Genomic DNA, 26,943 nt, shown 5'->3' with positions numbered 1-26,943 from the left:
AAGGTCTTTGCAAACTTCACCCTTCTGGTTTGCCCACTGATAAGTTATGAAACAACATCGGTTTAGAATCATTGTCGTTGTCGTGCTTCTGGTGTTAGGCGGGTACTTATTGTATCCGACCTTGCGTTACGAGCAGCTCTCTCAAAAGGAGTCGGAATTGCTGACCCAGCTATCCGCGACTTCAGGTATACCGCTCGCAAGATTAGCCTCGGACATCTATCGGGATGACGTGGACTTGATCGGCGAGATTCAGGCATCTGAGTTGTCTGAAATGGACAAGAGCGCTGCCATCGAGCAGATTAACTACATGCGAGGTGACTTTGCCAAGTCGCTTCAGGCGAATCGTTCGCTTGCCATCAAGCGCGGATTGGACCTGCAGGGCGGCATGTACCTTGTACTCGAAGTTGACCTGCTCGAATTGCTCCAGAATAGCGCCAAAGGCAAGGACGACCAATACGAGGCTCTCATCCGCGAGATTACGCCCGCAGCGAAATCGGCTGACGCAGATGTTTTCAGTGCGTTGGCGCAAGCGGCGAAGCGCATGAACGTCTCCCTGAACCGCTATTGGGGCGACGCCGGGCAAACCGATGATGAGATAATCTCATCGTTGCGCGAAACGTCTGACGACGCTGTGGACCGTTCATTGGAAATTCTGCGAAACCGTGTTGACCAGTTTGGGGTCTCGGAGCCTTCGATCAGCAAGCTTGGGTCTCGCCGGATTGCTTTGGAACTTCCGGGTGTTAAGGATCCGCTTCGCGCTCGGGAACTTGTTGGCCGAACCGCTTTGCTTGAATTCAAACTCCTGGCTGAAACCGAGCGTGCGCAGCAGGTTCTTCTGGCTTTGGATGAGGCGATCGCAAAGCGCATGCGAGGCGATACCACCACTGTTGCTACAACGGACACGCTGACTGCCGATTCCCTGAAAGCTGACACCCTTGCTTCTGATACGACCAAGTCGGATACGGTGCAGTCCGCCGAGGACCTGTTCGCTGAAAATGACACCACTCTTGGCGATACCTCTGCAAGCGCAACGAATCCGCTTCTGTCCCTCCTTGTAGGCGGCACCGGCGATATACTTGTCCCGTCCGAGAACCGTGGCAAAGTCATGCGCTATTTAAGTTCGCATGAGTACAAGCGGTTCATTCCGGGAGATCTTGAATTTCTCTGGTCGGCACGTCCCGAAAAAATTGGCACCGATCAGAAGGAATACTGGAGACTTTACGTTGTAAAGTCGCGTGCGGAAATGACCGGTGAGAAACTGGCAGACGCGCGTTCTTCCATTGGTTCGGGCTACGACCCTGAGCAGTCCGGCAAGCCGATTGTACAAATCGAATTCACCCGCGACGGCGGCCGCGTGTTCTCCCGTGTGACCGGTGCGAATGTCGGCAACCGCTTAGGTATCGTGCTGGATGACAAGGTATATATGGCTCCGAATCTGCGGGAAAAGATTTCCGGCGGTTCAGCGGTTATCACAGGACTCGATGACGTCGAAGAAGCGAGAGACATCGCAATCGTGTTGCGCGCCGGTGCCTTGCCCGCCTCTGTCACTGTTGCGGAGGAACGCACAGTCGGCCCGTCTCTCGGTCAGGATTCAGTGGATGCCGGCAAGCTCTGCTTGATTGTGTCTTTTGTCGCGGTGATTCTCTTCATGATTTGGTATTACAAGGGTTCGGGACTCATCGCGGACTTGGCCATGATTTTCAACCTCTTCCTGCTGATGGGCGCACTGGCTATGTTCCAGTTCACTTTGACAATGCCCGGTATCGCCGGTATCATTCTGACTATCGGTATGGCCGTGGACGCAAATGTGCTCATCTTCGAGCGTATTCGGGAAGAACTTCGCGCAGGTAAGTCCGTCCGCGCAGCCATTGACACGGGCTTCAGCCGCGCGTTGCTGACGATTATTGACTCAAACACGACTACGGCCATCGCCGGCGTCGTATTGCTGATTTACGGAACCGGTGCAATCAAGGGATTCGCTCTGACATTGACGGTCGGTATCTTGATTAACATGTTCACCTCCGTTTTCCTGACCCGCCTTGTGTACGACTTGTACACTTCGGGTCGTCAACTTAAGACCCTGAGCGTCTGATGCCACAGTTCTTCGCAAACGCAAATTACAAGTTTGTCCAGCATCGCTGGCGCACGCTGACGATTTCCGCGATAATCACCCTGGTCGGAATAATCGTCATGATTGTCCGCGGACCGAATTGGTCGGTTGACTTCCGAGGCGGAATGGACTTGACCGTACGCTTCGCCCAAGCAGTGACCGACGGACAAGTCCGCTCCGCACTGGGCAGCCTCGAGGTCGGAGAGGTAAAGACTATTGGAGGTCTTGGGTCTCAGACGGATATTCTGATTCGCATGAAGGTCGTGGAGAACAGCACGAACACTCAGGCTCAGATTCAGGAAACTCTGACCAACGCTTTTCCGGGGAATCCAATTGAAATCCGGAATATCGCCCTCGTCGGTCCGCGCGTTGGCCGGGAATTGAGAAATTCCGCCTATATTTCGGCAGTTGTTGCGCTGGTGCTGCTGCTCGCCTACATTTCATGGAGATTCCGGTTCGAATTCGCGATTGGGGGTATTATTGCGCTAGTGCATAACGTCGGCGTGACCCTTGCCTTTGTTGTGTTCATGAACTACGAACTCTCACTGTCCGTTCTTGCGGCCTTTCTGACGTTGATTGGCTATTCCATTAATGACACCATTGTCGTGTTTGACCGAATCCGCGAGAACATGAAGAAGCTCAAGGACACTAGTCTGGCCGACATCATGGATATTTCAATCAATGAAACTCTGTCTCGGTCGGTGATCACGTCCGTGACGGTGTTCTTGACAACTTTGGTGCTATACGTCTTCGGTGGCGAAGTGCTGCGCGGCTTCAGCTTTGTCATGATGGTCGGTGTCATCTGCTCGGCCTATGCAACCGTGTTTGTTTCGGCACCGGTCGTTGTTGAATGGGCTGAAAAAGCAATTCTAAAAGGCAAGAAAAAGTAATCTGATTTCAGTGCCTCGCGCCCCGCGAGAGCGGGGCATTTTTTTTGAAAAAGGTATCAAACCGTGGTCACAGCAGTACTGGGCGCCCAATGGGGCGATGAAGGCAAGGGCAAGATCGTTGACTACCTTAGCGAGCGGGCCGACGTTGTCTGCCGTTATCAGGGCGGTGCAAATGCCGGCCACACGATTATTGAGGGCGGCCGCAAGTTCGTCCTGCACTTGCTCCCGGCCGGAATTCTTAGACCGAACACGATTTGCGTCATAGGGGGCGGCGTGGTAGTGGACCCCGGTGCGCTGCTGGATGAGATCGCGCAACTGGAGGCCGCCGGAATAAATCTTGATGGTCGGCTCTTTGTAAGCCATCAAGCGCACCTGATTATGCCCTATCATAAGTTGCTCGATAGCCTCCATGAATCACAGGGCGAGCGGGTGAGAATCGGCACGACAGGCCGTGGGATTGGTCCGGCCTATGTTGATAAGGTATCTCGCGTTGGAATACGTATTGTGGATTTGCTCGATCGTGATTATCTTAGACAGAAGATTCGCGCCAACGTCGAAGAGAAAAACCGGCTTCTGTCCAAGGTCTATTCCGCTGCCGAGATGGATGTGGAGGCCATCGTCGAAGAGTATGTCGCATTTGACCAGAAGATTGACCCCTATGTGAAGGACGTGTCCGTTCTCCTTGACGAGGCGATTCGTGCAGGTAAGAACGTGATTCTGGAAGGAGCACAGGGAACACTTCTGGATGTGGATATGGGCACTTACCCCTTCGTGACCTCATCTAATCCTACCGTTGGCGGCGCCTGCACCGGACTTGGACTCGGACCCAGACGGATTGACAACGTAATCGGCATAATCAAAGCGTACACGACGCGAGTTGGTGAAGGGCCGTTTCCGACCGAAATCACTGACGGTGAAGAGCAGAGTCGGCTGCGCGAAAAAGGGGATGAGTATGGTGCAACGACGGGCCGGCCGAGACGTTGCGGCTGGTACGATGGGGTCGCCGCCCGTTTCGCAGCCCGCGTAAACAGTATTGACTCCTGGGCGGTGACCAAGCTTGACATCTTGACCGGCATGGAAAAGATCAAGTTTTGCGTGGCCTATACGGATGGCCAGAGAACCTACAAGAATTTCCCGTCGGACAGCAGGATATTGATGTCCGTGGAGCCCATCTACGAGGAGCTGCCGGGCTGGAAGGAAAGCCTAGACAAAGTGACCAGCTGGTCAGACTTCCCTCGCGAAGCACAAGAGTATTTGCGGTATATCGAGCGATTCACCGGCGTGCCCGTGTCCATCGCATCGGTCGGTGCCTCGCGGGAACAAACGATAATGTTGCAATAGACAAACAGGACCGGATTCAGCCTTGCATACTGCGAGAGTCCGGGACATGAGAGCGTAGCTCAGCAGGTAGAGCACCGCCCTTTTAAGGCGATGGTCCCGGGTTCGAATCCCGGCGCTCTCACAAGAAAGCCCGATGCGGATTGACGCTTCGGGCTTTAACTTTTGGGGCACATCCTTTGCGCTGAAAACAGGGTCACCCATATGAGGATGCATGGCAAACCGATCCTACATGTATGAACCGCAGGTGGACTCCAAAATCTACCACCCCGCTCCTCTTGCCACGCTGCACGCGGACAAAGGCGCGCACTTTGACCTTTTTCTCGGAGTTCCCACTCGCGGTGGACAACGCTATGTATTGTTCAAGTCCGCCGACCTCGATCTGACTGAGAGCAAACGAAAGGAACTTATCGAACGTGGCGTGAAATTCCTCTACGTGGCGGATGAAGATGCCGGCAACTACTTCACGTTCGTTGACCGCACCGTCGGAGATATCCTCCAGGCCGAGAGTGCCACGACCGAACAGAAATCAGCTCTAATCTATCAAACAACCGCGGCGCTGGTACAAGCCACCTTCACACGTCCCGAATCTCCAGTTTTGATCAAAACGAATCGTACGGTCGTCGAACATACGGTTGACGCCATCGCAAGCGATCCGGCAATGCTCAGGACAATGGCTGCAACCTTCACGCTCGACTACTCTCTTTATACTCACGCCGTTCATGTTGCGACCATAGGTACTGCGCTTCTGCTCGAACTTTACGGCCATGAGACGCGTGTGAAGGATGCTGCCATGGGCTATCTGCTGCACGACGTCGGGAAATGCCGGGTTCCCACGCAGATTCTTCGAAAAGGCGGCGTGCTCACTCCCATTGAGATGAAAGAAGTCGAACGGCACCCTGAACACGGAGTGGACTTGATGCGGCCTCACCCGGAAGTTCCGGAAGTGGCAATGGATATCATACTCTCACATCACGAGAAATTGAATGGCCGCGGTTATCCGAGGAGGCTTCCTCCAGAGAAAATATCTGTAGAGACCCGTGTTTGTACGCTGGTCGATATCTATGACGCTCTAACATCTCATCGCGTGTACAAGTCTGCCCTGCGAGGAGTAGAAGCATTAAGTTACATGCGCGACAAGATGTACGAAGAGATCGACATGGGTCTGCTCAAAGAATTGATTCGCGTTCTCGGTCCGCACAAAGACAAGTGACCGGTTCGTTTGCATTCATCAAGTTCGTGGTGGCATCGCCGATACTGAATATGGAGGGCGCACCACGCATGACGAAAAGACAATCACACGTGACAATCCGGGAGAGGGGGAACGATGACAGTTTACCGCGTACCTTCACACCGGTGAATCGCCGCAAGGACGGTGCGGTCTTGCGGCAGATCCGTGACCGTATTCGCGAGGGTTATTACGAATCAACGGAAATTCTAAAGCGAATCGCTGACAAGATTGTCAGCATGAAGTAATACAAGAAGGCCGGACACATTGTCCGGCCTTTATACTTTGTTGTGCGGTTGGTCTCTTACAAATCTCGAAATGTAGATTGCAGATACACAATTCCTGCTGTCACCGCAGTTTCACTTCTCAATCGTCTCGACCCAAGTTGGATAAACGTTGCACCGCATGAGCGCATCAATTCAAGCTCCCGTGTGTCAAATCCGCCTTCCGGTCCGACAATCAGCATTTGGATTCTCGCCGGGTGAATTGCCGAACGAGCTTCGCCCATCGCCTCCCCGGGATGAGCAACCCAGATATCGCAATTGGCACAAACTTGAAGAGCCTCTTCCAAAGCACCGACTCTCTCCTGCTCAATCAACCTCGCCCGTCCAGCCTGCTTCGTCGCTTGAACTGCCACGCGCCGCAGTTTTGACAGTTTGTTGTCGGTATAGAATTCCTGACTTCTCATCATTCTGACCCAAGTTAGCCGGCGAACGCCAAGCTGAACCGCCGCCGATACGACATCTTTTGCCGTGTCACCTTGCAAGCAGCCGCAAATGAGCTGATAATTCACAGTGGTCTCGCCGAATTCAACCAGAGTCTCTTGTACTTCAAGTTCTGACTCTGACTTGAGTATGCACTTATAGACACACCCCGTTCCGTCCGTGGCGAAAATTGTGTCTCCCGGGCGTACTCTGCGGACACGAATCAGGTGATGTCGTTCCTCTTCCGGTAAAATGACTCGATTATTGTCGATCTCCGCACCTTCGAGGAACACAAATTCGCCGTGTTGCTGAGTCACCATGCCCGCCCGGCTGTTAATGAACCTGAAACAAAATTGCGATCATCGCGATTCAACTCGTGCTGCATGACTAATTGTCCGCTTAAATTGATAAACCAAGAGTCCTTTTCCCACTCCAGTCGCGCCAACGGCCCCCACGATTCAATATCCAGCACACGACGGGGATTGCCTTCCTCCTCAAATCGGTCACTGAGCCTGCGGCCATAGGCAGCACCGACGCCTCCCGTGGATGAGTCGCTTAGCCGCCTTGTAATCTGGAAAGCCGATCCGAACATGTCCGTTTGATCGCTTCGTTCCTGCTCAAAGTCGTCCCAGAAAAGCCTGCCCAACTCCTCGCGGGAAACATCCGCGCGAAATGCTACATTCCAACGATCGTTTAGCTGCACGGACAGACTGTCTCCAAGCATAACCCTTCTGAATACGGTGGACCGCACCTGTCGCGGATTTAGCTCGAAGTCATAAGCCTGGTAACTTGCACTTATCCTGAACTCGGGGACGTGCACAATCCTTCCACCGGGAACATGCACAAGCCGGGATGTCAGCAAGATGAGCCTGGTCCAGCGGTTGTTCGCGCTATTGCGGCCAAAAATGTAAACGAGGTGATTCAGATCGGCAAGCGCCTGAACCTCCGCCGTCAAGTGCGAATTGACTCGCGACGTCGTTCCGATTTCGAATCTCCAGGCAAGCTCGTCTCGGTCATCGAAATTGTCTTCGGAACGGGTATCAAGTGTGTATTTGCTGAAAGCCGCCCGTGCTCGCAGCGAGCTTCCGCGCACTTTTGTCTGGCCCCGCAGCGCCAACTCCGTCTTCTGGCCGCTCAAAATCTCACCTCTGACAGTCTGCGTGGCACTCCTAAATCCTGCCGAAAATGATCCGCGGCTTCGTCCTTGAGCAAGCGCAAGCTCTCCGTTAAAACCGGACTCCAGCTCTTCAAGTCTGGAGCTTGCATCACGTCTGTCATCAAGCCGTGTGTCCAGGTAGCGCAAATCTCCGGTGCCGCGCAGAACTGCTCCAGCCCCCACTTCGTAAGCAAGTTCATCCTGAATCCGGATGATGCGTTCCTGCCGCAGTTGCGGCGGTAATCCGGTCGAAGACATGATTTCCCGTCGAGTCCAACCAATCTGCAGCATGGCCTCATTGGCCGAAGCTCCATAATCCTGTCTCAGATTATAGGACAGACCTGCATCGCTGCCTACTCGCCCGCCCGGCGCCTCATACTCAAAGTGTGCGTCAGCGTCGTGAAGTGAATTCGGACTTCCCCTGTACGAGAATTCTCCCCGGCTCCAAGTACCAAATCCGCTCTCGGTCACGTCATCTCTGGAATCGGCAATCAATCCGGCACCATGCTCAGAATTCAAGAATCGGTTCCATCGTACCGACGGCCCTAGTCCGGCCCGCGCAAGATGTGAACGATTTTCCTGTGCGAAACTTTGCGAATTGTTCCGCGGTCTGTCCACGTAATGTTGACCGCTGGCGCCACTCCAAAGACTGAACAGTCTCGATAGGTTTTTCTCGACAGACGTGTTCCAGCGCACATCGTGCCTCAGCCGTCCTTCACTCGACAAACCTCTCGACAGCCCCGTAATCCAATCCGCCGTGAATAAAACCCGCTCCGTCGAAGAGAAGCTCCGGTTCGCTCGTACGGCGCCAATCAATCGGCTCAGCTCTGCTCCTTCTTCCCATCTCACAGAGACACTGTCGCGCGGCACATCGGCCGGCGCCGGTGAAACAGCACGCGCGGTGGGTGCAGCCGCAACGATCATTGCGGTCAAGAATAGGAATGTAGAACGGTTTGGCATAGAAAAAAGGCGTGACAACGTCAAATAGTCGTCACGCCGAGAAGGTTCCAAGGAGGGAGATGCGCTATGCGCTCTTCTTTTTCAGCTCGACGAAACGCGCCGGTTTTTTCTCTAACACCGTGTCAACGCCGATAATGACTTCACCGATGTCCTTGCGGCTCGGCACGTCAAAGAATGCCTCTGTCAAGGTTTCTTCAGCGATGGCTCGCAGCGCACGAGCACCGGTCTTGCGGCGGCGCGCTTCACGAATAATTGCTATCAAGGCTTCCTTCTCAAAGGTGAGTTTGACACCCTCCATCTCAAACAGCCGTGTGTACTGCTTGACCAGAGCGTTACGAGGTTCAAGAAGTATGCGCATCATTGCCTCGTCCGAAAGCGGCTCAAGAACCGACACGACCGGCAGTCGGCCGATTAGTTCCGGAATGAGACCGAACGCATTCAAGTCCTCGAATATTACCTTCTTAACCACGTACTCATCACTGTTATCTTCCGGAATATAGCCAGCGCCGAAGCCCATCGGATACTTAGTAACTCGGCTGCGGACAATCTTCTCCAACCCTTCAAACGCGCCGCCCAGAATGAACATGATGTTCTTGGTGTTCATTTGAATGAACTTCTGCTCTGGATGCTTGCGGCCACCCTGAGGCGGGAGATTCGCGACCGTACCTTCAAGAATCTTCAACAGCGCCTGCTGCACGCCTTCACCCGATACGTCACGCGTTATGGACATATTGGGATCCTTACGGGCGATCTTGTCAATTTCGTCAATGTAGATGATGCCCATCTCAGCACGGGCGACATCATAGTCCGCGTTTTGAAGCAATCGTACGAGGACATTCTCCACGTCTTCACCGACATACCCAGCCTCAGTCAGTGTGGTCGCGTCCGCAATTGCGAACGGAACGTGAAGGAATCTCGCCATCGTCTGTGCAAGCAGCGTCTTCCCCGTTCCGGTCGGACCGACGAGCAGAATATTCGACTTCTCGATCTCAACGTCCGACGCCTGATCACTGCTGGCAATTCTCTTATAGTGATTGTAAACCGCGACGGATATTTTGCGCTTGGCGTCATCCTGCCCGATTATGTACTCGTCAAGTTTCCGCTTCATTTCGTGCGGAGTCGGGAATTCCGAAAGATTGATGCTCTTTCTTCCCGCGCGCGACATCGCCACAATCTGGTGTGCGTGCTCAACGCACACATCGCATATGGCAATGCCGTCTTGATGCTTGATCAAGGTCGCCACCTGATTCTCCGTCCTTCCACAGAAGGAGCAGACTTGCTCAAGACGTTGCTCAGTCACTTCCAATTCCTCTACTTCGCCTGGTTGCGCCGCGGGTGAATGATTTCATCGACAATGCCATAGGCTTTGGCGTCGTCCGCGGACATGAAATAGTTTCTGTCGGTGTCCTGCTCGATTTTCTCGAGCGGCTGCCCCGTGTGATGGGACAGCAGCACATTTAACTGCGCGCGCATTTTCAGTATCTCACGCGCCATGATATCAATATCCGAAGCCTGGCCCTGCGCTCCGCCAAGCGGCTGATGAATCATCACTCGCGCGTTCGGCAATATGCTGCGTTTGCCCTTGGCTCCCGCGGCCAGCAGGAACGCGCCCATTGATGCCGCCTGTCCGATACAGATGGTGGCCACATCCGGTTTGATATGCTGCATTGTATCGTAAATCGCAAGTCCTGCCGTGACAACTCCGCCCGGGCTGTTGATATACAGGCTGATGTCCTTTTCCGGATCTTCAGCGGCAAGGAAAATCAACTGCGCCACAACCAAGCTTGCGATATGATCGTCAATAGGTGTGCTGACAATGATAATACGTTCCTTAAGCAGGCGGGAATAAATGTCAAAGGCGCGTTCGCCTCTGCCCGTCTGCTCAACGACCATTGGAACTAAAGCCATGGAATGCTTTTCTCCTGTTTCTATCACTTTTTTCAAACTGTAATGATTTTGGACGGCTCGCCCCTGCCTTCAAACTCCGCCAAACTGACCGTGACCTTGTTCAGTTTCACGTTGTTCTCAAGATAAGAGAGAACTTTGCGTTCCTGCAAATCGTCCGAGATCTGCTGCATCTGTTCTTCCGTGAGCTTCTTCTTGAATTCATCGACCAGCTCGTCGTCGAGCGTGGCCAGATTCGCGAGCTCCTGTTCCATCTCTTCCTGCGTAGTCCGCAAATCGAACATCTGAATCAGTTTGTTTCGCAGCAGATACCAGCGCAGCGTCCAAATCGCCGACGGACGGTAGTCATCGCGAAACTTCTTCAGCGCATCTTCGTCCGGCTTGCCTTTTGAGTTTCGCGTCGCTTCCTCGGCCATCCGGTCCAGATAATTATCAAGCATGCGCGGCGGAACCTGAAAGACTGACCGCTTCATCAATTCATCGGCAACCAAGCGGAACATCTGCTGGCGCGACGTATGCCGGGCACGTGCCTCGATGTATTTTCGCATGTCCCGCCGCAGTTCATCGAGATTCTCAAGGTTCGGATTGACCAGTTTCGCGAAGTCGTCATCCAGCTCGGGAAGCTCTTTCTGCTGGATATTGCGGATGGTTATCTGCGCCCGCAGTGATTTCGAACCGGACTGGTCTGTGCGATGAAAAACCACATTGGCCGTCTGGTCACAGCCGAGCCCCAGGACACGTGACGCAAATTCCTCGCCAAACTGATGGCGACTCATGTCAATCGTGACATCCTTCTGCACATGACCGATAATCGGAACTCCGCCCTCGTCCAACTCCTGCATATCAAAGGTGATAACCGAATGTAAGTCCACCGGATTCTCAGAAGGGACTAACACTGCCTGAGACTCTCTGAGACTCTCAATGGCCGTTTGGATGTCATCATCAGATGCTTCCGGCTCCTTCAGCTCAACTTCGATTTCTGAAAGCTCCGGAATCACGATCTCAGGCAGCGTTTCCACGATGACTTTGAAGGTCAAAGGCTGCCCTGGCTCAAAACTGATATCACGCATTTCCCCGGGCGAAATCGGAAACAGCTTTTCCCGGTCGAGCGCACTCTTATACGCTTCCTGAAGGACCTTCTGGACAGTGTCTTCCGTCACCGCCGGACCAAACTTCTGCACAAGGACATTCCTCGGCACCTTTCCCGGCCGGAACCCCGGTAACCGCGCCTGCGACATCACCGCCGCCAAGTTGCGCTCCAACTGACTCTTCATGTACTCAGCCGGAACCGCCACCTTCAACTCGGTTTCTACATCGTTAAGTCTATTATTTTCAACGGTTATGTCCAACGTTTCCTCCAACGGGAAATTTGTGCGAAAGGGGGGACTCGAACCCCCACATCCTCTCGGATACCAGAACCTAAATCTGGCGCGTCTGCCAATTCCGCCACTCTCGCGCCTAAAACACAAAAATACAAATTCATAACCCAATTATCAAGCGAGGGCGGTGACAGCTCTCCCCGGGTCAGGCACATTTTGCCTTTACTCTGCACCCAAAGTTCGCTACATTGGCTGAATTCGGCAACTCCGAATCCTCTATGAACGCTAAACTCGCCATTCTGTTCCTGACGATTTTCATTGATCTTCTCGGTTTCGGGTTGATCATTCCGGCATTGCCATTCTATGCCGAGAGTTTTGGTGCAAGCTTCATAACGATCGGACTGCTCTCTGCATCTTATTCCCTGATGCATTTCCTCTTCTCGCCGCTGTGGGGAAGGTTGTCAGACCAAATCGGTCGCAGACCTGTCATGCTGATTGGGCTGGCTGGATCGGCGCTGGCATTTCTGATGTTTGGATTGGCCAAGACGCTGCCCATGCTCTTTGCCGCAAGAATATTAGCCGGAATCTTGTCCAGCGCGACTCTTCCCACCGCACAGGCATACATCGCTGACTCAACAACGGTCGAAGACCGCGCCAAGGGCATGGGACTCATCGGTGCTGCCTTTGGTTTAGGTTTTATCTTTGGACCGGCGGTCGGTGGAATTCTCACCAAGTACGGCTATGGTTTCCCGGCTCTCGTCGCTGCCGGAATGTCGGGGCTGAATTTCATCTGGGCAGTCTGGAAGTTGCCCGAAACCCTGACTCGCAAGTCTGACGAAAGCCATCGCCGATTGCTTTCAGCGGATGCCTTGAAGTTGATCTACTCTACACCGGTCCTCGCGATTTTGATCGGTATATTCTTCGTTCAAGTCTATGCCTTCTCGCAGATGGAAGCCACCTTTGCTCTCTTTTCCGAGCACCGGCTCGGACTGGATGCCCAGCATGTTGGATGGATTCTCGCCGAAGTGGGAATAATATCTGCCATCATTCAAGGAGCACTGCTGGGCAAACTGGTGCGTGCTTTTGGCGAAGTTAAACTTGCTCGCACAGGCCTTGTGTTGATGGCCGTCGGATTGGTGACCACCGGAATAGTAACGACAACACTACAAATGGTTATGGCGGTACCTCTGCTCGCCATCGGCTCCGCTTTGATGAATCCTACCATCAACTCTCTCATCTCGAAAGCCGCACCGCCGGATAAGCAGGGATTGACGATGGGAACCGCTCAATCACTCGCTGCGCTCGCTCGTGTATTCGGTCCGCCCAGCGGTACGGCGCTGTTTCAATTCTTCGGGCCGTCCGCGCCGTATTTAGTAGGCGGATTACTGATGGCCTCCGTGTCGTGGATAAGAATGTCCGGACGGCGCTGAACACACAAGGTACTCACAAAGAAAGGCCCGGTCATCCGGGCCCTTTTTGTTTCAAGTCTAGTCACGCTACTTGTCGTACTCTTCAAGAAAACGGCAGAGTTCGCGCACATTGTCCTGCGAGCCGACAAACAGCGGTACACGGTCATGCAGTCCCTTGGGAATAACGTCGAGAATGGATTGCGTGCCGTCCGTCGAAAGTCCGCCCGCCTGCTCGATCACCATCGACATCGGTGATGCCTCATAAAGCAGCCGGAGTTTGCCTTTCGGATTCTGAGGATCCTTGAAATCGAGCGGGTACATAAAGATCCCGCCGTACAACAGCGTTCTATGCACATCGGCAATCATCGAGCCGATGTAACGCAGTGAATAGGGCGTCCCGCGAGACTTGTCCGGAGTCATGACATGGTCAATGTATTTTTTGACACCTTCGCTCCAATAATGGTAGTTTCCCATATTGATACTGAAGTACTTCCCGTGCTGCGGAATCTTCATGTCCGGATGTGAAAGCAGAAACTCGCCCAGCGACGGCTCCAACGTAAATCCGTTCACTCCGTGCCCCGTGGTGTAAACCATCATGGTCGAGCTTCCGTAAACAATATACCCTGCCACAACCTGCTTTCTCCCCGGCTGCAGCAAATCGGCCTCGGTTCCCGGCGTGTTGTCGGGACTGATTCGCCGGTGAATCGAGAATATGGTGCCGACATTGATATTCGCGTCAATATTCGAACTTCCGTCCAGCGGATCGAACGCCAATGTGTATTTCCCGTAATGAAACTCATTGGGAATCGGTATCATTTTCTCGCGCTCTTCGGAGGCCATGCAGCAGAGAACTCCGGCATGATCGAACGCTCTGTAAATCATGTCATTGCTGATTTCATCCAGCTTCTGCACGATTTCGCCCTGAATATTCGTGTGCCCTGCGGCTCCGAGAATGTCGGACAGTCCCGCGCTGCGCACTTCTTTGGTGATTTGTTTTGCTGCAAATGCCAGCTGATGCATCAGACGGGTCAACTCTCCCGTTGCGCCCGGGTATTTTTCCTGTTGCTCTATGAAATGCCGCTCAATGGTACATGTACGGAGGGAACTCATCGTGTGCCTCAAAACTCCAGTAAGGGTAGAAATTCCGCAAATCCGTGAATGACGTGATCGGCTTCACTCAAGTATTGCGGAGGTAAAGTTGTGGTAATTGCCGCCGTTCTCAGTCCGGCGGCCTTCGCGGATCGAATGCCGAGCGGCGCATTCTCGAGCACCAGACATTCCTCGGCGGACAATCCGGATCCGCGCAGAGCTGTTGCATAGGGATCCGGCGCGGGCTTGCCTTTGCCATACTCTGCCGGTGTATAAATATGTCTGAACAGCGCGAACTCTTCGTCCGACATGACCGCTTCCAGATTACTCCGGATCGACCCTGTCACAATGTCGCATGCGATTCCCCTGCGATTCAATTCACGAAGGATCTCGACGGCCTCCGGAATCAGGCCTTTCGGTGCCATTGATCGATAAAGCATCCGCTTCTTCTCGATTAAGGCCTCCTGCTGTTCCGCCGAATAATCAAGTCCATGTTCGGCAAGCAGCCTCGCAACCGTATCTTCGGCCTTTTCCCCTTCGTTCATTTGAACGTAGTGGTCGTCAAGATGGATACCGATTTCACCGAGAATTTGTTCCCACGCGATAACATGTGCGGGAATCGAATCTATCAACGTTCCGTCAAAGTCGAAGAAAACCGCCTTGATCATTGCGCGATTTCTTCCAGTCTGGCCGTGAAGTGTCTGAGCACCGGCGCCTCATAAGTCAGACGCATTCCCTTGATACTGTGCCGCTCCTTGTGCAAATCGACGATGGATTCCGCCACATAGGTCATGTGAGCGGTCGTATAAACTCTTCGCGGGATTGCCAGCCTGACCAATTCAAGATGCGGTGCCACGTGCTTGCCCGTTTTCGGGTCCTTGTGCCCGAACATGAGAGAACCGATTTCGACACCGCGAATTCCCGCCTCGCGGTAAAGTGCGCTTGTCAACGCGACGCCCGGAAACTGCTCCGCGGGTATATGATCGCAGAATGCCTTTGCGTCAATGAACACCGCATGCCCGCCGACAGGCCGCACAATCGAAATTCCCGCGTCTGTAAGCATATCGCCAAGATAGCGGACCTGAGCCGTTCTGTATTGCAAATACTCCTGCTCCATCCCCTCATACAACCCGATGGCCACCGCTTCAAGGTCGCGTCCCGCAAGCCCGCCGTAAGTCGGAAATCCTTCAATCAGAATGAGCTTCTGCTGCAGCTTGCGCGCCAGTTCACTGTCATTCATCGCGATGAAACCGCCAATGTTCACCAGAGCGTCTTTCTTGGCTGACATCCAGCAGCCATCGGCATAGCTGAAAAGCTCCCGCGCTATTTCAATGATCGACTTTCCTTTGTAGCCCGGCTCATATTCGTGGATAAACCAGCAGTTCTCCGCGAATCGTGCGCAATCAATGAAGAACGGGACGCCATGCTGTTTGCAGAGTCTGGCAGTCGCCCGAATGTTTTCCATACTAACCGGCTGACCGCCGGTGGAATTGTTCGTGACGGTCATCACGACCATCGGAATATTATCCTTGTTCGACTTAAGATTCGACTCAAGTTTTTCGAGATCCATGTTCCCCTTCCACAGCTTGCCCAGCTGTGGATCAAGTGCCTCTTTTACCGGCAGGTCAAGCGCTTCGGCTCGGTTCATTTCGACATTCGCGCGCGTCGTGTCAAAATGTGTGTTGGAAATGACCGTCTTCCCTTCTCCGCAGATAGTCGAGAAAAGCAGATTCTCGGCCACACGCCCCTGATGAGTGGGAATGACGTTGGGAAAGCCCGTGATGTCCCGGACCGCCGACTCGAACTTGAAAAAACTCTTCGAGCCCGCGTAACTTTCGTCACCAATCATGAGTCCCGCCCACTGTTGATCGCTCATGGCACCTGTGCCGCTGTCGGTCAGCAAGTCCACGTAAATTGCGTCGGCGGGAATCAAAAAGACGTTTAGTCCGGCACGCTGCAGTAGTTCAACCCGTTCATCGCGCGTTGTTCTGCGTATCTTTTCTACAACTTTAATTCGAAATGGTTCGGCTGGAAAGCGCATTGGTAGTAAATACTCTCTTGAAGCTAATTGGAAGCCAGTGCATAGATGGGTACCGGCCCGGCCTGCGCGGCAGGGTGGTAATTCGTGCGTATGTAGTCTGCTAAATGCGGATAATTGGAAAGCGGATACCGAGTAAACGAGTATGGATAATACTCAACAAACGACAGATCAAAAATCAGTTTCGGCTGATTCTTCTTCAAGTCTTCGATCATCATCTCCATCGCGTCCGGACGGGCATACGGTCGCGGACTGGTGGAAAACGGTGAATATCCCGTCACATATTCACACAGAAAGTCGCGTACCGCCGGCGTGCGCTTTGAGTGAAAGTATATCTGCGGACAATATCCCCATACGAAAATTCTCTCGTTGGGAAAACTCTGCTGAGCTGCGAACTCCGCCAATTCAATTTCCAGCCCGCCCAAATCCAGGGATTCAGCGGAAACTCCCTTGGGCGGCGCGGAGGGATCCCAGATTCGCCACAACGGAAAATGCAGGATCGCCATGATGGCTCCGACCGCTAGACTTGCCTTCACCCCTCGTTCAATCCAGCCGCCTCGCTTGACGAGTTCGATTGCGGATAGCGCGGCAAGCAGCGCCATCACCGGCAATGCCTGAATATAATAGTGCTCAAAGAAGCGCGAGCCGGAGGAAACGGCAAGAGCCGAGGCAATCAGCATCGCCAGAATGACACGGTTCCTTGCCTTGAATGCAAGATAGATTCCGGCAAATGCCAGCAGGAACGGAACAACAGCCTGCCGGATGATTTCAATCGTTGTATACCATGCCGCCAGCAGGAATCCTGCAATTCCCGTGTCTCCTGCATACATCATGGGAAATCGTACCCACGACTCATAGGCCCAGCCCAATCCGTCTCGCTGCATGTATGGAATGAGCAGCACAAGCCACGGCAGGACCACACCTGCTGCAAACGGCACAACCTCCCTTGTGCGCAGAGGAAGTAACAATATCATTGCCGGAATTGCGAAAAACACGAGGCTCTGCCGGAACATTACCGCAATCCCAAGCAAAGTCCCGGCAACCATCAATGTTCGGTTCAGCCTGACACGGGTCAAGAGGAGCAAGGATGCAAGTGTAAACACAACTCCCGGCAGCTCGACGTTCAGCGCATGCAAGTCCCGCGGCGGACCAAAACTGTTGGCAAGCAGGAAAAAACTCAGCGCTGAGGCCCATACCGGAACATCCGGTAACAATCGCTGACCAAGCCGCATCGTCAGTGCCAGCGCGATAAACCACAGCACAATCCCGGTCACCTGAATGACCAGCAGCGACTCGCCCAACACGGCAAACACGCACCAATAGAGGAATACAATTGCCGGCGGTTTGGTCGAACCAATCAAGTCAAGCCCGGGCAGCAGTCCTTGTGACAGCGCTTGCGCACCGACCGCATATTCAGCTTCGTCAACGTTGTAAAAGACCGGATCAAACAATCCCCAGCGGCAAACCAGAAAACCTGTCGAAAATACGGCCCATACGGCCCAAAATGCAAAGCGCCCGCGTGGGCGCATTACTCTATCCAACGGGTGAAAATACTCAGTGCCTGTTCCCATCCATGGCGCGTTGCCAGCGTCCACAGCGTATGGATTGGCACTATCTCCTCAACACCTTCAAGATTTGCCGCCGCAGATGCCAGATGCTGTTCCAAATCACCGTAAAGCATCACACGAAGCGAGTTTCTCGCCGAGAGCATTGTCGCCGTTCTCAACCTGAGCAATTCCTGTTGCGCCGCATTTGCATCCACAGACTCATTCAACGTTGCCGTCGGAAATGCAACCCACTGAACTCCCGCCTTTGCCGCCTGCTTAAGGGCTTGCGGTTCCGGTTCAACAAGCACCCCCACTTCCTGCCGGGCTCCTTCAATTCTCGCTCGGAACTCCACGACAGGATCAAAATGAGTAACAGGACGGCCTTCATCGGAAATCAAGACTCTGTCCGGCGCGTTACCCAGACTATTCACCGAGTCTATCTGCTGCAAACTTGCGTGTACGCACAACAGCGGAAGTCCCGGACGGTCGAACAGACTCATTCCGCTCTTGTGGAAGGCCTCTGTCCCTGCACTCACGACAATGCCCGCCGCACCCGCACGTGCAGCGGCATAGGCAATATCGAGTTCATCCATTCCGGGAATGACAGAGGCAACTCGAGGATACAACTCGAGAGACACAAATATGCGTGGCTTCACGCGCGGGTTTTCCCGTACCTTCGTCGCAGTGCTTCCACAACATGCGGCGGCACGAAACTGTCGACCGACCCTCCCAATCGGGCAACTTCGCGCACAATGGAGCTGTTCAGATATGTGTAGTGCTCGCCCGGCATCAGGAACACGGTGGAAATCTTCGGAGAAAGCACACGATTCGCCAGCGCGATCTGAAACTCATAATCAAAGTCCGATACCGCTCTCAAACCCCGGATGATGGCACACGCATTTTTGCTCTCCGCAAACTCCACAAGAAGCCCGTGGCACGCGTCCACCGCCACATTGGGCAGGTGTTCGATAGACTTCTGAATGAGTTCCTTCCGCTCGTCGGTCGAAAACAGCGGCGATTTCTGAGAGTGAACAGCAAGCGTAACGATTACTTTGTCGAATAGCCCGGCCGCTCTCTCGATAACATCAAGATGACCATAGGTTATCGGATCGAACGTGCCCGGATAAATAGCAGTTTTCATGTGCTGTTCGATAATCTCTTGAATATCTCGATCTTCATACCGTCTTCAAGCCGGATGCACTTGCATTCGTCCATCATTGCTTTGACAATTAGAATTCCGCGGCCATGATCTTCGAATATATGCTCAGGCGACGTCGGATCCGGAAGTGAAGTCGTCTCGAAACCCGGTCCGAAATCTCGGACGGAAACTCGCAGGCCGTCTGCCTTGCCTTCAATCTCAATTGTAACAGGAATGTCCGCCTGCTCCTTGTGCGCGTGCACGATGGCATTCATGACAAGCTCTGTCACACAAATACCGATATCGGCCAAGGCATCCGCTTCAAACCCCAGTCCTGTGGCAAATGCCTCAACAAACTCATCGACCTTCTCAATCTGGTCGACCGAAGAGGGAATCGTCAATACTTCAATGCGTTTCGGTCGCGTCATACTTCACCACAGATAAGGTCAAATCATCCATTGTCAAATCCGGCACATTGAAGGAATGCACCTCGTGACTGATGCGCCGGGCCAATTCATACGCGGAAAGAGAGCGGTGCTTCAATGTAACATCAATCAATCTTGACAAGCCGAATTCCTCGTCGGCCTCATTACGCGCCTCCGTCACACCGTCAGTGTAAAATATCAGGACGTCACCGGGCACCAGCTCCACTTGAGCTTCGACATACTTTGCCTCAGGCAGCACACCCAGAATCGGGCCGCCCGTATCCAGCAGCCGCGGCTCTTCACCGACCCGCAGCAGCAGCGGCGGATTGTGCCCCGCGTTCGAATAAGTTAACACATTGTATTTCCGGTTGAGCACGCCATAAACCGCCGTCACAAAACTGTCCGGTGGATTCGTTTCAACAAGAAACTCGTTTACCCGTTCGAGAATAGTCCGAATGGCATAGTGAGCGCGAGACTCGATTCGGATACACGCGCGGAAATTCGCCATCAGAAGCGCCGCGGCCACTCCGTGTCCGGCCACGTCACTCATGATAATACCCAGATCATCTTCCGTGATGTTCACAAAGTCGTAGTAATCACCGCCGACTTCGCTGGACGGGAAGTTCATTCCGCCCAAATCATAAGGCGCAAATGCCGGAAATACTTTGGGCTGAAAACTTGTGTGAATCCGCCTTGCGAGTGCAAGCTCCTCGGCGATTCTCTGAGTATGCTGCCGTTCACGGTCCGCGCGGGCACGTTCCAACGCAACTCCGGCGTGGCTGGCAAACGTAAGCAAGGTGCGCAAATCCCGTTCACTGAAGGCGTCCAGTTTGTCAGATTCGAGGTTGAATGCGCCGATTAGCTCGTCACGCACAAATATCGGAACGGCGAGCTCTGACTGCGTCGTCGGCCTGACTTCGACATACCGCGAATCCTTGTGGACATCGGGCACGTAGAGCGGTTTGCCTGAAAACACCACGGTGGCAACGATACCTTCGCCGTGCTTGACGCCTTCCTGAAACTTCGTGTACACGCGGCGCCGCTGCGCTCCGCCGTAGCCCGCCAGCATGTCCACCTCAATCTGCTGCATCACCTTGTTAAAGACGAAAATTCCGGCGGCGTCGAATTCGACAACCTGCCGGAGTGACTCAAGAATCGCCCGCAATACATCTCGGATATCCGCCGCGCTGGAGAGCCGTAAACTGACTTCTTGCAGAATGGCGTTTTCCTGACGTTCCCGCTCAAACTCAGCCTGCAGCCGAAGATTCTGCCGCGCGGAACCGATCTCTTCCAGCAGTGATTGCAGCTGTTCAATTTGCAGCGTACCAAGCTTCGCCGGATCGTCAACGCGCAGAAATTCGTACACCCGCCGTTCCAGCTCCTCCAGTGCGGCAAGTGAACGCGTCGCGTCGAGCCCCGCGTCAACTCTGCCGGGCAAATGGTGATCTGGAACGTGCGGATCGATCACATCAGTTGAAGCTCTTAACTGCGCTTTCAACAGTTTCGTGGCTATCGAATACCGAGTTCAGTTTCGTGATGACAAGGAGCGATTGTATCTTTTCGGTGGTCCGAGCGAGTTTCATTTCACTGCCCGCGTTTTTCAGTGTCGTATAGGCCGACACCAGCAGTCCGATACCGGAGCTGTTCATCCACTCTACTTGGCCGAGGTCAATAACAACCTTCTTCAGATTGTTGCTGACCGCATGCTTCATCGCTTCGTGGAACTGCGCCGATTCCGGGCCGCCCATAATCTTGCCGGATAGTTCGACAAGATAAACTCCATTGTTCTCAGTCGTCTTCAATTTCATTGCCGGATGGCTCCTTCAAAGGTTCGATTCTTGTATTTGAAAAAAACTTATAGCGAAACTATGTCCGCGTCAAAACTTGCTGACCGCGCCGGTAACACTGTCCGCAAAGATAAACACGGAATCAAATCGCGTCATCTTGAACACGGTCATGACCTTCGGCGAACAGCCCACCAGCGCCAGCTGGCCGCCGCTGTTCTTGATGGTCGTGTAGGCGGACACCAGTAGTCCTACTCCCCAGCTGTTCAGCCAGTCCACTCCGCGCAGATCCACGATGACATTACGGCCGCCGCGCTGCACTGCTTCTTTGACTTGGGAGTGGAATCCCTCCGAATCGGGACCGCCCATCAATTTGCCGGCGAGCTCGATGACATAGACGTCCTGATCCCAGAACGATCTCATCTGCATGATCTGCTGCTCCTCTGCGTATGTTCTGGTTCTCAGTACCGCGTGCGCCTGAGATCAAGCAGTGCGTCGATGAAGAACCGCTTGGTCGGGTCGTGATCGGGATGCAAATGAATCCCCTTCAGGATTTCAAGTTCCTCGTTCGAAGGATTCATCAGCAGCATCTGCTCTTCATCCGCCAGCAGGTCCTGCAGCCCGCGATACAGATACCCGTGCTTGGGGGACAAACTTAAGTACTTAAACGCCTCGGGGCCGAGAAGCAGCTCCTCAACTCGCAGATTCAGTCCTGCCGAAACCTTCTCGAGAAACTCGATGGTCGGCGAAGATCGTCCGTTTTCGACCAGAGACAAATAGGAACGGTTCACGTGGACGGCCTTGGACAGCTCGTCTTGTGACATGTCAGCGGCCTTGCGGGCATCGTGCAAACGCTGGCCGACATTGATGGGAAGGGCTTTGTTTTGGTTCATGGTCTATAAGATACGGAGGGCTTGTTAAATTGTCAACAAGACTAAATCGTGACTCTCTACCCGTCGTACATAACCCTCACTGGCCAAGTGCTGCACCAATACCTCGGCTATCTGCGGCACCATACCAGCCACCGCGAATCGTATCCGCTTGAATTGCTTGAACTCGCGAACGAGCCGGGCCAACTTCGACGGCATGTCCTCGTTGCTCTAATCCGGCACGAACATCCTGTGTATGCTCAGGCTCCATGACCAATCTGTCCGGAATCCACTGCTGGTGAATGCGGGGATAGTCAAGCGCCGCCTGGATATCCATACCGTAATCAATTGAATTTACAATGGTAAGAAGAGTTGCCGAAATAATCCTCGGACCTCCCGCGCCTCCTGCGAGAATGAACGGTTGCCCATCCTTCAGCACGATCGTTGGGGACATGGAGGAGAGAGGCTTCTTCCCGGGCTCGATTTCATTCACCGCTTTACCGACAAGTCCGAAGAAATTTGCCTTGCCCGGTTCGGTTACGAAGTCATCCATTTCATTGTTGAGAAGGATGCCCGTCCCGGGGACGGTGATGCATGTGGCAAACGGCGTGTTGACCGTTGCCGTAACCGAGGCCGCATTGCCAAATTCGTCAACCACACAAAAGTGAGTCGTATGATGATTAATCAGGGACTCAAACTTCCACGGATCTCCCGGGTCTGGCTTAGGGGCGTGCCGCGTGCGCGAAACCTTGCCGCGCAGGGAGTCAGCGTACGTCTTGCTGATGAGCGCCTTGGTGGGAACCGGCGTAAATGCCGGGTCGCCAAGAAACTCGGCACGGTCGGCAAAGGCGAGGCACATGCTTTCCGCAATCAGATGCAGTGACTCAGAGGACCCCGCACCAAGAAAGCCAAGCGGAAAGCCTTCGAGAAGATTGAGAATCTGAATCAAATGAATCCCGCCCGAACTCGGCGGCGGCATCGAGATGACTTCAAATCCTCGATAGGTCCCTCGAACCGGTTCGAGTAAGGCCGGACGATAGTTGGCTAAGTCCGCCGTGCTGATAAGTCCGCCTGACTTCCGCATGAACTCAGCGATGAGTTCGGCCGTTTCTCCGGTGTAGAATTCCTGCGCCCCATGCTCGGCCATTCTTCGCAGCGTTGCGGCAAGGTCTTTCTGCACCAGCCTCTCCCCCGCAGCCAACTGTTTGCCGGTCTCGTCAAAGTAGATCAAAGACGAAGCAGGATCCAGCATAAACCGCGTCGCGTATCTTTCAATAACGCTGGCGTAGTAATCGTCCAGAATAAATCCTGTGTCTGCCAGAGCAATGGCCGGAGCAAGGAGTTCCTCAAACGTCATCGTGCCATAATCGCGCACGGCAAGGTCAAGCGCGGCAACCTGTCCGGGAACTCCGGCCGCCAGAGTTGAATACAGACTTAAATCCGTCCGGTCAGCTTGCTTGCGCGGCACAAACATCAAGCGTGAAGCCCTGGCCGGCGCTACTTCTCTGCCGTCAATCGCAACCTGCCTCCCGTCTGCCATATGGAGGACGATAAAACATCCTCCACCGATTCCGCTCGAATAGCCCTCGGTCACACCAAGCGCCATCGCTACTGCGCAGGCGGCGTCAACCGCGTTACCGCCTGCCTCAAGAATTTGAAGTCCAGCCCGGGTCGCATTGGAGTCCGCCGAAGCAATCATGGAGTGCTTCGCCCATGCGGGGCGCCGCGTCGCACCATTTGCCGGGATGACAGCCAGTGCGAGAAGTATCAGGAGTGTCAGATAGGCAGTGTTACTGTTGGGCAAGAATCACGGCTCCTCTACGGCAGTGCTCTGACTTGATAATAACCAAGCGACACATCCAGCGCATTGGTGTGAAGGAAATAATTGGTCACAGGCTCACCGACTATGGTCGGAAGTCCTCCCAGTTCAAAGAAGAATTCAACTCTGTATGCGGCTGCACCGGGCACCGCATTCCAGCGTAATTCTACGTCGTTTCCGGAGGGGAAAATTGTTAAGTCCGACGGAGCTGCGAGCGGTAAACCGGGCGTCGCGTCAATGGGGATGATTAGTTCCGGCGTTTCTTGATCGTTTGAACGAATCACCAGCCCGCTCAGGCTCGGGTCACCGCACAATTCTCGTCCAAGAAAACTCAGTCTGAGGGTGTCCACTCCGGCCGGCTCGACAATGCCGCTCACTGGTAGCACGGATACCCACCGCGGTCCGAGAGCAAACCTGCGCGATTCGAAGTTCCCGATTCCGGCCTGATTTGACAGCACAGTAAGTCCGACTGTCTTCTCGGCATTCTGAATTCCAATCGTTGCGCTCTGCAATCGAATGGTTCCCATATTACCATAGAACACTCTCGCCTCGCCGCGCGCCGTTAACAGAATCTGGAAATTATAAGTCCCCTGATTTGGAGCAGTTCCGGCTCTAACGTTTTCGTAATGCACCGCGGCCGAGTCTGCACCGTTTGTCCAGAACCGGACGTTTGTTCCCGCCAGTTGCGGTTTCAAATCGTCCCACCACGCAAAAATAGCTGCGCCGGCGGCACTCGCGTTTGGCAATGCCGTATTTGTGAAAGTTTCATTGATGCTGTCGGCAAAACTAATCCAACCGTTCGCGCTCACCCAGATGTCGTCATACATTTGTCCATAGAACGGAAACTCGAACGGCAGCGCGTATGGACCGCGTACCATATCGCCTTCGCCGTCCACCCAGGTTATCGGAGTGCCAAGGGCACCAATGGGCAACCAGGAATAGATTGGCCCGCATTGGTCATCGGAATCCTGCCACCTGTAGCCGAATGCGTCAGGTCCGCCAGTGTCTGCAATCGCGGTTCCATTTTGAAACAGCACCGAGTACACAAGGTCGGAGCCTCCGGTGTTTCCGACAAGAATAATTTCTTCTTCCACGGACGTTGTGTCCACTGCAACTGAAATCGCGGCCGGAGCGGCGTCAATGTTAGGCGGCGGGCCGACGAATACGTCATCAACATACCAGCCTTCCTGCACGAGCGCTCCGTCGCTTGTCTGTCTGAAGCGAATGTTCACGAGGCTCCCTGCAGGAAACTGCGCAAGCGATACGCTGACTGTTTGGAAGGCTCCGTTGCTGCCGGTAAACGGACCGGCAACCAATTGCGCGCCCGTGCCGTCAAACACTTCGACAAATCCGAAATCAAATCCCGATTCAAGCTGGAACCAATGCGAAAACGTCAGAACTGCGTTATTTCCAAGCAGAATAGGCGGTGAAGTCAGCGTAGCATTCTGATTTGAACTGTACTGCCCTGCACCTTCCAGACCGCAGTACCATGCCTGCGTCGGCGAAGCGGCCCGGCGTGTGGAGAGATGCCATTGGTCCTGCTCGCCTGAATGTGTCCATCCGTTTGTGCCGGATTCCATATCGTCGAAAAAGACAGGATTACCGACCACAGCCGTGATGGCAATGGTGGTGTCGAGTCCTTCGAATGAAGTCAGATGAAGTTGACAATTCACCGCGCCCGGTGAGACGAATCCGCCGCCGATACTAAGTGAGAGCGTCATATCATTTGCTGCTGAATCAAACGGTGCCATCGCAGGCCACGTCGAATTACCGTTTAATATGGTCACGTTGGGTGTACTCGTGGTCAAGACTCCGGTAAGCTCACCTAAACTCAGCAATCCGGTATTGCGTAAGTAGATGGTCAAACCCACTCCTTCGCCCGGCTCTACCGTGCCGTCGTTGTCACCGTTCAGCTCTTCCTGAAACTGCCTTACTCGCTTGACTTGATAGTCCGGCGGCACAAGATTCACAGCATATCGCGCGACGAATATGTTCGCAGGCAAATTCTCTTGTGCGAGAGGAAGAATGCGATTCGGCGCAGGCCAAAATCCGTCGCTGGCGCCGCCAACTTCGGTCGTGAAGCCGAAAATCTTCGGCTTTGTAGTCTGCTCGCCGTAGCACCAGTCGTTGCAGTCGCCGTTCACATCGTACAGCACAGCCCACGGTTGTCCGACCGTGTAGACGGCTCCGTTCACCTGCTGGATGTAAAACTGCATCGAGTCACCCATCAGTTGAAAAGTCGCATCGTCTGCCGTGAAACCACCCTGATATCCCGATGATCCCCACGAATAGAGAATCAAGTTGGAATAAGTATGGTAATTCATTGCCACGGTGAAATTGCGCGAGTTGATGAAGTCGCGCATCACCTGAGTCTCGGGCTCTGAGAACGGGCCTGTGCCGCGATACGTTTCCGAACTCGGTGTCGGCGAGGAGCCGTTATTGTCGAAACCCCAGTTGAATCCCCAGTTCCGGTTCAAATCCACACCATAGCTTCCTCCGCCGTTGTTGCGCCGGTTCTTGCGCCACATGCCGCCGCCATTGGGATTCGTTTGCTGATTGTAAAGATAACCGTCTACATTGATGCAGGGAATGAAGTAGAACTCGCGTGTGTTCACGAGGTCGGTAATATGCTGATTGACTCCGTATTGGTCAGTCAGGTGGTCCATGAAAAGGAACAGCACTTCCATCGCCGCCGGTTCGCGTGAATGGATCAGCGCGTCATAAAGCAGCTCGATCTCCTCTTCGTCCTGATCGGGATTGTCGCTTATTTTCATCGCCCAGATGTCCCGGCCCTCAAGCGTTGTCCCAATGGAGAATCGCGCCGTGGTGATGCTGGGATGGTTCGCGTGTATCGAATCCATCGCCGCGAGGATTTCCACGTGCGTCTTGTAACCGCCCATTAAGTCGAGCGAACCGCCTTCACGGGCGCGGCGAGCGTAGAACTCTTCCAAATCCTGATGAATGACATCCCACCGGTAACCCAGACTCGCCAGGTAATCAAAGTTGTGCGGCAGTGCGGCCACCAAAACTCCGGGTGCGCCGTCCTGAGGCATGATGTCAAGCATATCGTCGCTCAGCAGTTTCTTTTCATGAGCGAGATCTTTACCGAAAACACGAATTAACGAGTGATGCGGAGCGTCATCGGCTGCATATGCCGCCACGGCTCCGAAGAGGAAAATGAATAACAAAGTGAGCGAACGTAACATAAGACACCT

Annotated in this window: 24 protein-coding genes and 2 tRNA genes; 7 read left to right on the top strand and 19 right to left on the bottom strand. The window is 53.8% G+C overall.

Going from position 1 to position 26,943, the window contains the following annotated elements:
• Window positions 1–46: 46 nt before the first annotated feature.
• The 6 genes from secD (at window position 47) to HUU59_00715 (ending at window position 5,814) form a co-directional block, all read left to right on the top strand.
• On the top strand, window positions 47–2,092 hold the full coding sequence (gene secD / locus HUU59_00740) for a protein translocase subunit SecD (protein ID NUO17962.1): 2,046 nt from the start codon (window positions 47–49) through the stop codon (window positions 2,090–2,092).
• Window positions 2,092–3,000, top strand: coding sequence for a protein translocase subunit SecF (gene secF / locus HUU59_00735; GenBank protein NUO17961.1), 909 nt, complete (start codon window positions 2,092–2,094; stop codon window positions 2,998–3,000). Before secD ends, secF begins: the two co-directional genes overlap by 1 nt.
• Before the next feature lie 63 nt (window positions 3,001–3,063).
• Window positions 3,064–4,341: an adenylosuccinate synthase gene (locus tag HUU59_00730; protein ID NUO17960.1), complete on the top strand. Its 1,278-nt coding sequence runs from the start codon at window positions 3,064–3,066 to the stop codon at window positions 4,339–4,341.
• Window positions 4,342–4,389: 48 nt separating this feature from the next.
• A tRNA-Lys gene (locus HUU59_00725) sits at window positions 4,390–4,462 on the top strand.
• Between the two features lie 90 nt (window positions 4,463–4,552).
• Window positions 4,553–5,551, top strand: a complete 999-nt coding sequence (locus tag HUU59_00720; GenBank protein NUO17959.1) for an HD domain-containing protein — start codon at window positions 4,553–4,555, stop codon at window positions 5,549–5,551.
• Window positions 5,548–5,814, top strand: coding sequence for a hypothetical protein (locus HUU59_00715; protein ID NUO17958.1), 267 nt, complete (start codon window positions 5,548–5,550; stop codon window positions 5,812–5,814). The genes HUU59_00720 and HUU59_00715 overlap by 4 nt, the downstream gene beginning before the upstream one ends.
• Window positions 5,815–5,870: 56 nt before the next feature.
• Here HUU59_00715 and HUU59_00710 read toward each other — a convergent pair whose 3' ends face one another.
• The 6 genes from HUU59_00710 to HUU59_00685 all read right to left on the bottom strand — a co-directional run bounded on the left by HUU59_00710 (window position 5,871) and on the right by HUU59_00685 (window position 11,747).
• The gene (locus tag HUU59_00710) at window positions 5,871–6,587 is read right to left on the bottom strand and encodes a 16S rRNA (uracil(1498)-N(3))-methyltransferase (GenBank protein ID NUO17957.1); all 717 of its coding nucleotides are present in this window, start codon (window positions 6,585–6,587) and stop codon (window positions 5,871–5,873) included.
• Window positions 6,584–8,359, bottom strand: a complete 1,776-nt coding sequence (locus tag HUU59_00705; GenBank protein ID NUO17956.1) for a hypothetical protein — start codon at window positions 8,357–8,359, stop codon at window positions 6,584–6,586. The genes HUU59_00710 and HUU59_00705 overlap by 4 nt, the downstream gene beginning before the upstream one ends.
• A gap of 91 nt (window positions 8,360–8,450) precedes the next feature.
• Complete coding sequence (clpX, locus tag HUU59_00700) at window positions 8,451–9,692, bottom strand: ATP-dependent Clp protease ATP-binding subunit ClpX (protein ID NUO17955.1); 1,242 nt, start codon at window positions 9,690–9,692, stop codon at window positions 8,451–8,453.
• A 5-nt stretch (window positions 9,693–9,697) separates the two neighbouring features.
• Entirely contained in the window at window positions 9,698–10,294 is a 597-nt protein-coding gene (clpP, locus tag HUU59_00695) for an ATP-dependent Clp endopeptidase proteolytic subunit ClpP (protein ID NUO17954.1), read from the bottom strand.
• A gap of 32 nt (window positions 10,295–10,326) precedes the next feature.
• The gene (gene tig, locus HUU59_00690) at window positions 10,327–11,640 is read right to left on the bottom strand and encodes a trigger factor (protein NUO17953.1); all 1,314 of its coding nucleotides are present in this window, start codon (window positions 11,638–11,640) and stop codon (window positions 10,327–10,329) included.
• Between the two features lie 23 nt (window positions 11,641–11,663).
• Window positions 11,664–11,747 (bottom strand) — tRNA-Leu (locus HUU59_00685).
• Window positions 11,748–11,888: 141 nt separating this feature from the next.
• Between HUU59_00685 and HUU59_00680 the strand changes: the two genes are divergently transcribed.
• Complete coding sequence (locus tag HUU59_00680) at window positions 11,889–13,040, top strand: MFS transporter (protein ID NUO17952.1); 1,152 nt, start codon at window positions 11,889–11,891, stop codon at window positions 13,038–13,040.
• Window positions 13,041–13,106: 66 nt separating this feature from the next.
• Here HUU59_00680 and fbp read toward each other — a convergent pair whose 3' ends face one another.
• The 13 genes from fbp to HUU59_00615 all read right to left on the bottom strand — a co-directional run bounded on the left by fbp (window position 13,107) and on the right by HUU59_00615 (window position 26,934).
• Entirely contained in the window at window positions 13,107–14,129 is a 1,023-nt protein-coding gene (gene fbp / locus HUU59_00675; protein ID NUO17951.1) for a class 1 fructose-bisphosphatase, read from the bottom strand.
• Window positions 14,130–14,137: 8 nt separating this feature from the next.
• Window positions 14,138–14,776 (bottom strand): HAD family phosphatase, encoded by a 639-nt coding sequence (locus HUU59_00670; GenBank protein ID NUO17950.1) that lies wholly within the window; start codon window positions 14,774–14,776, stop codon window positions 14,138–14,140.
• Complete coding sequence (locus HUU59_00665) at window positions 14,773–16,149, bottom strand: tryptophanase (protein NUO17949.1); 1,377 nt, start codon at window positions 16,147–16,149, stop codon at window positions 14,773–14,775. Before HUU59_00665 ends, HUU59_00670 begins: the two co-directional genes overlap by 4 nt.
• Before the next feature lie 23 nt (window positions 16,150–16,172).
• Complete coding sequence (locus tag HUU59_00660) at window positions 16,173–17,675, bottom strand: glycosyltransferase family 39 protein (GenBank protein NUO17948.1); 1,503 nt, start codon at window positions 17,673–17,675, stop codon at window positions 16,173–16,175.
• Window positions 17,675–18,349 carry a pyridoxine 5'-phosphate synthase gene (locus HUU59_00655; protein ID NUO17947.1) on the bottom strand — a complete coding sequence of 225 codons (675 nt, stop codon included), beginning with the start codon at window positions 18,347–18,349 and terminating at the stop codon, window positions 17,675–17,677. Before HUU59_00655 ends, HUU59_00660 begins: the two co-directional genes overlap by 1 nt.
• Window positions 18,346–18,834, bottom strand: coding sequence for a pantetheine-phosphate adenylyltransferase (gene coaD / locus HUU59_00650; protein ID NUO17946.1), 489 nt, complete (start codon window positions 18,832–18,834; stop codon window positions 18,346–18,348). The genes HUU59_00655 and coaD overlap by 4 nt, the downstream gene beginning before the upstream one ends.
• The gene (locus HUU59_00645; protein NUO17945.1) at window positions 18,831–19,259 is read right to left on the bottom strand and encodes an ATP-binding protein; all 429 of its coding nucleotides are present in this window, start codon (window positions 19,257–19,259) and stop codon (window positions 18,831–18,833) included. The genes coaD and HUU59_00645 overlap by 4 nt, the downstream gene beginning before the upstream one ends.
• The gene (locus tag HUU59_00640) at window positions 19,237–20,724 is read right to left on the bottom strand and encodes a SpoIIE family protein phosphatase (GenBank protein NUO17944.1); all 1,488 of its coding nucleotides are present in this window, start codon (window positions 20,722–20,724) and stop codon (window positions 19,237–19,239) included. Before HUU59_00640 ends, HUU59_00645 begins: the two co-directional genes overlap by 23 nt.
• A 1-nt stretch (window position 20,725) precedes the next feature.
• Complete coding sequence (locus tag HUU59_00635) at window positions 20,726–21,064, bottom strand: STAS domain-containing protein (protein ID NUO17943.1); 339 nt, start codon at window positions 21,062–21,064, stop codon at window positions 20,726–20,728.
• A gap of 69 nt (window positions 21,065–21,133) precedes the next feature.
• Window positions 21,134–21,469, bottom strand: a complete 336-nt coding sequence (locus HUU59_00630; GenBank protein NUO17942.1) for an STAS domain-containing protein — start codon at window positions 21,467–21,469, stop codon at window positions 21,134–21,136.
• 32 nt (window positions 21,470–21,501) lie between these two features.
• Window positions 21,502–21,933 carry a helix-turn-helix transcriptional regulator gene (locus HUU59_00625; GenBank protein ID NUO17941.1) on the bottom strand — a complete coding sequence of 144 codons (432 nt, stop codon included), beginning with the start codon at window positions 21,931–21,933 and terminating at the stop codon, window positions 21,502–21,504.
• 76 nt (window positions 21,934–22,009) lie between these two features.
• Window positions 22,010–23,713 (bottom strand): gamma-glutamyltransferase, encoded by a 1,704-nt coding sequence (ggt, locus tag HUU59_00620; GenBank protein ID NUO17940.1) that lies wholly within the window; start codon window positions 23,711–23,713, stop codon window positions 22,010–22,012.
• A gap of 14 nt (window positions 23,714–23,727) precedes the next feature.
• Complete coding sequence (locus HUU59_00615) at window positions 23,728–26,934, bottom strand: hypothetical protein (GenBank protein ID NUO17939.1); 3,207 nt, start codon at window positions 26,932–26,934, stop codon at window positions 23,728–23,730.
• Window positions 26,935–26,943 lie beyond the last annotated feature (9 nt).

The sequence above is a fragment of the bacterium genome, from assembly GCA_013360195.1.
Classification (GTDB): domain Bacteria; phylum Electryoneota; class RPQS01; order RPQS01; family RPQS01; genus JABWCQ01.
The sequence above is the reverse complement of the archived record's forward strand: the minus strand, read 5'-3'. Positions and strand labels throughout refer to the sequence as shown.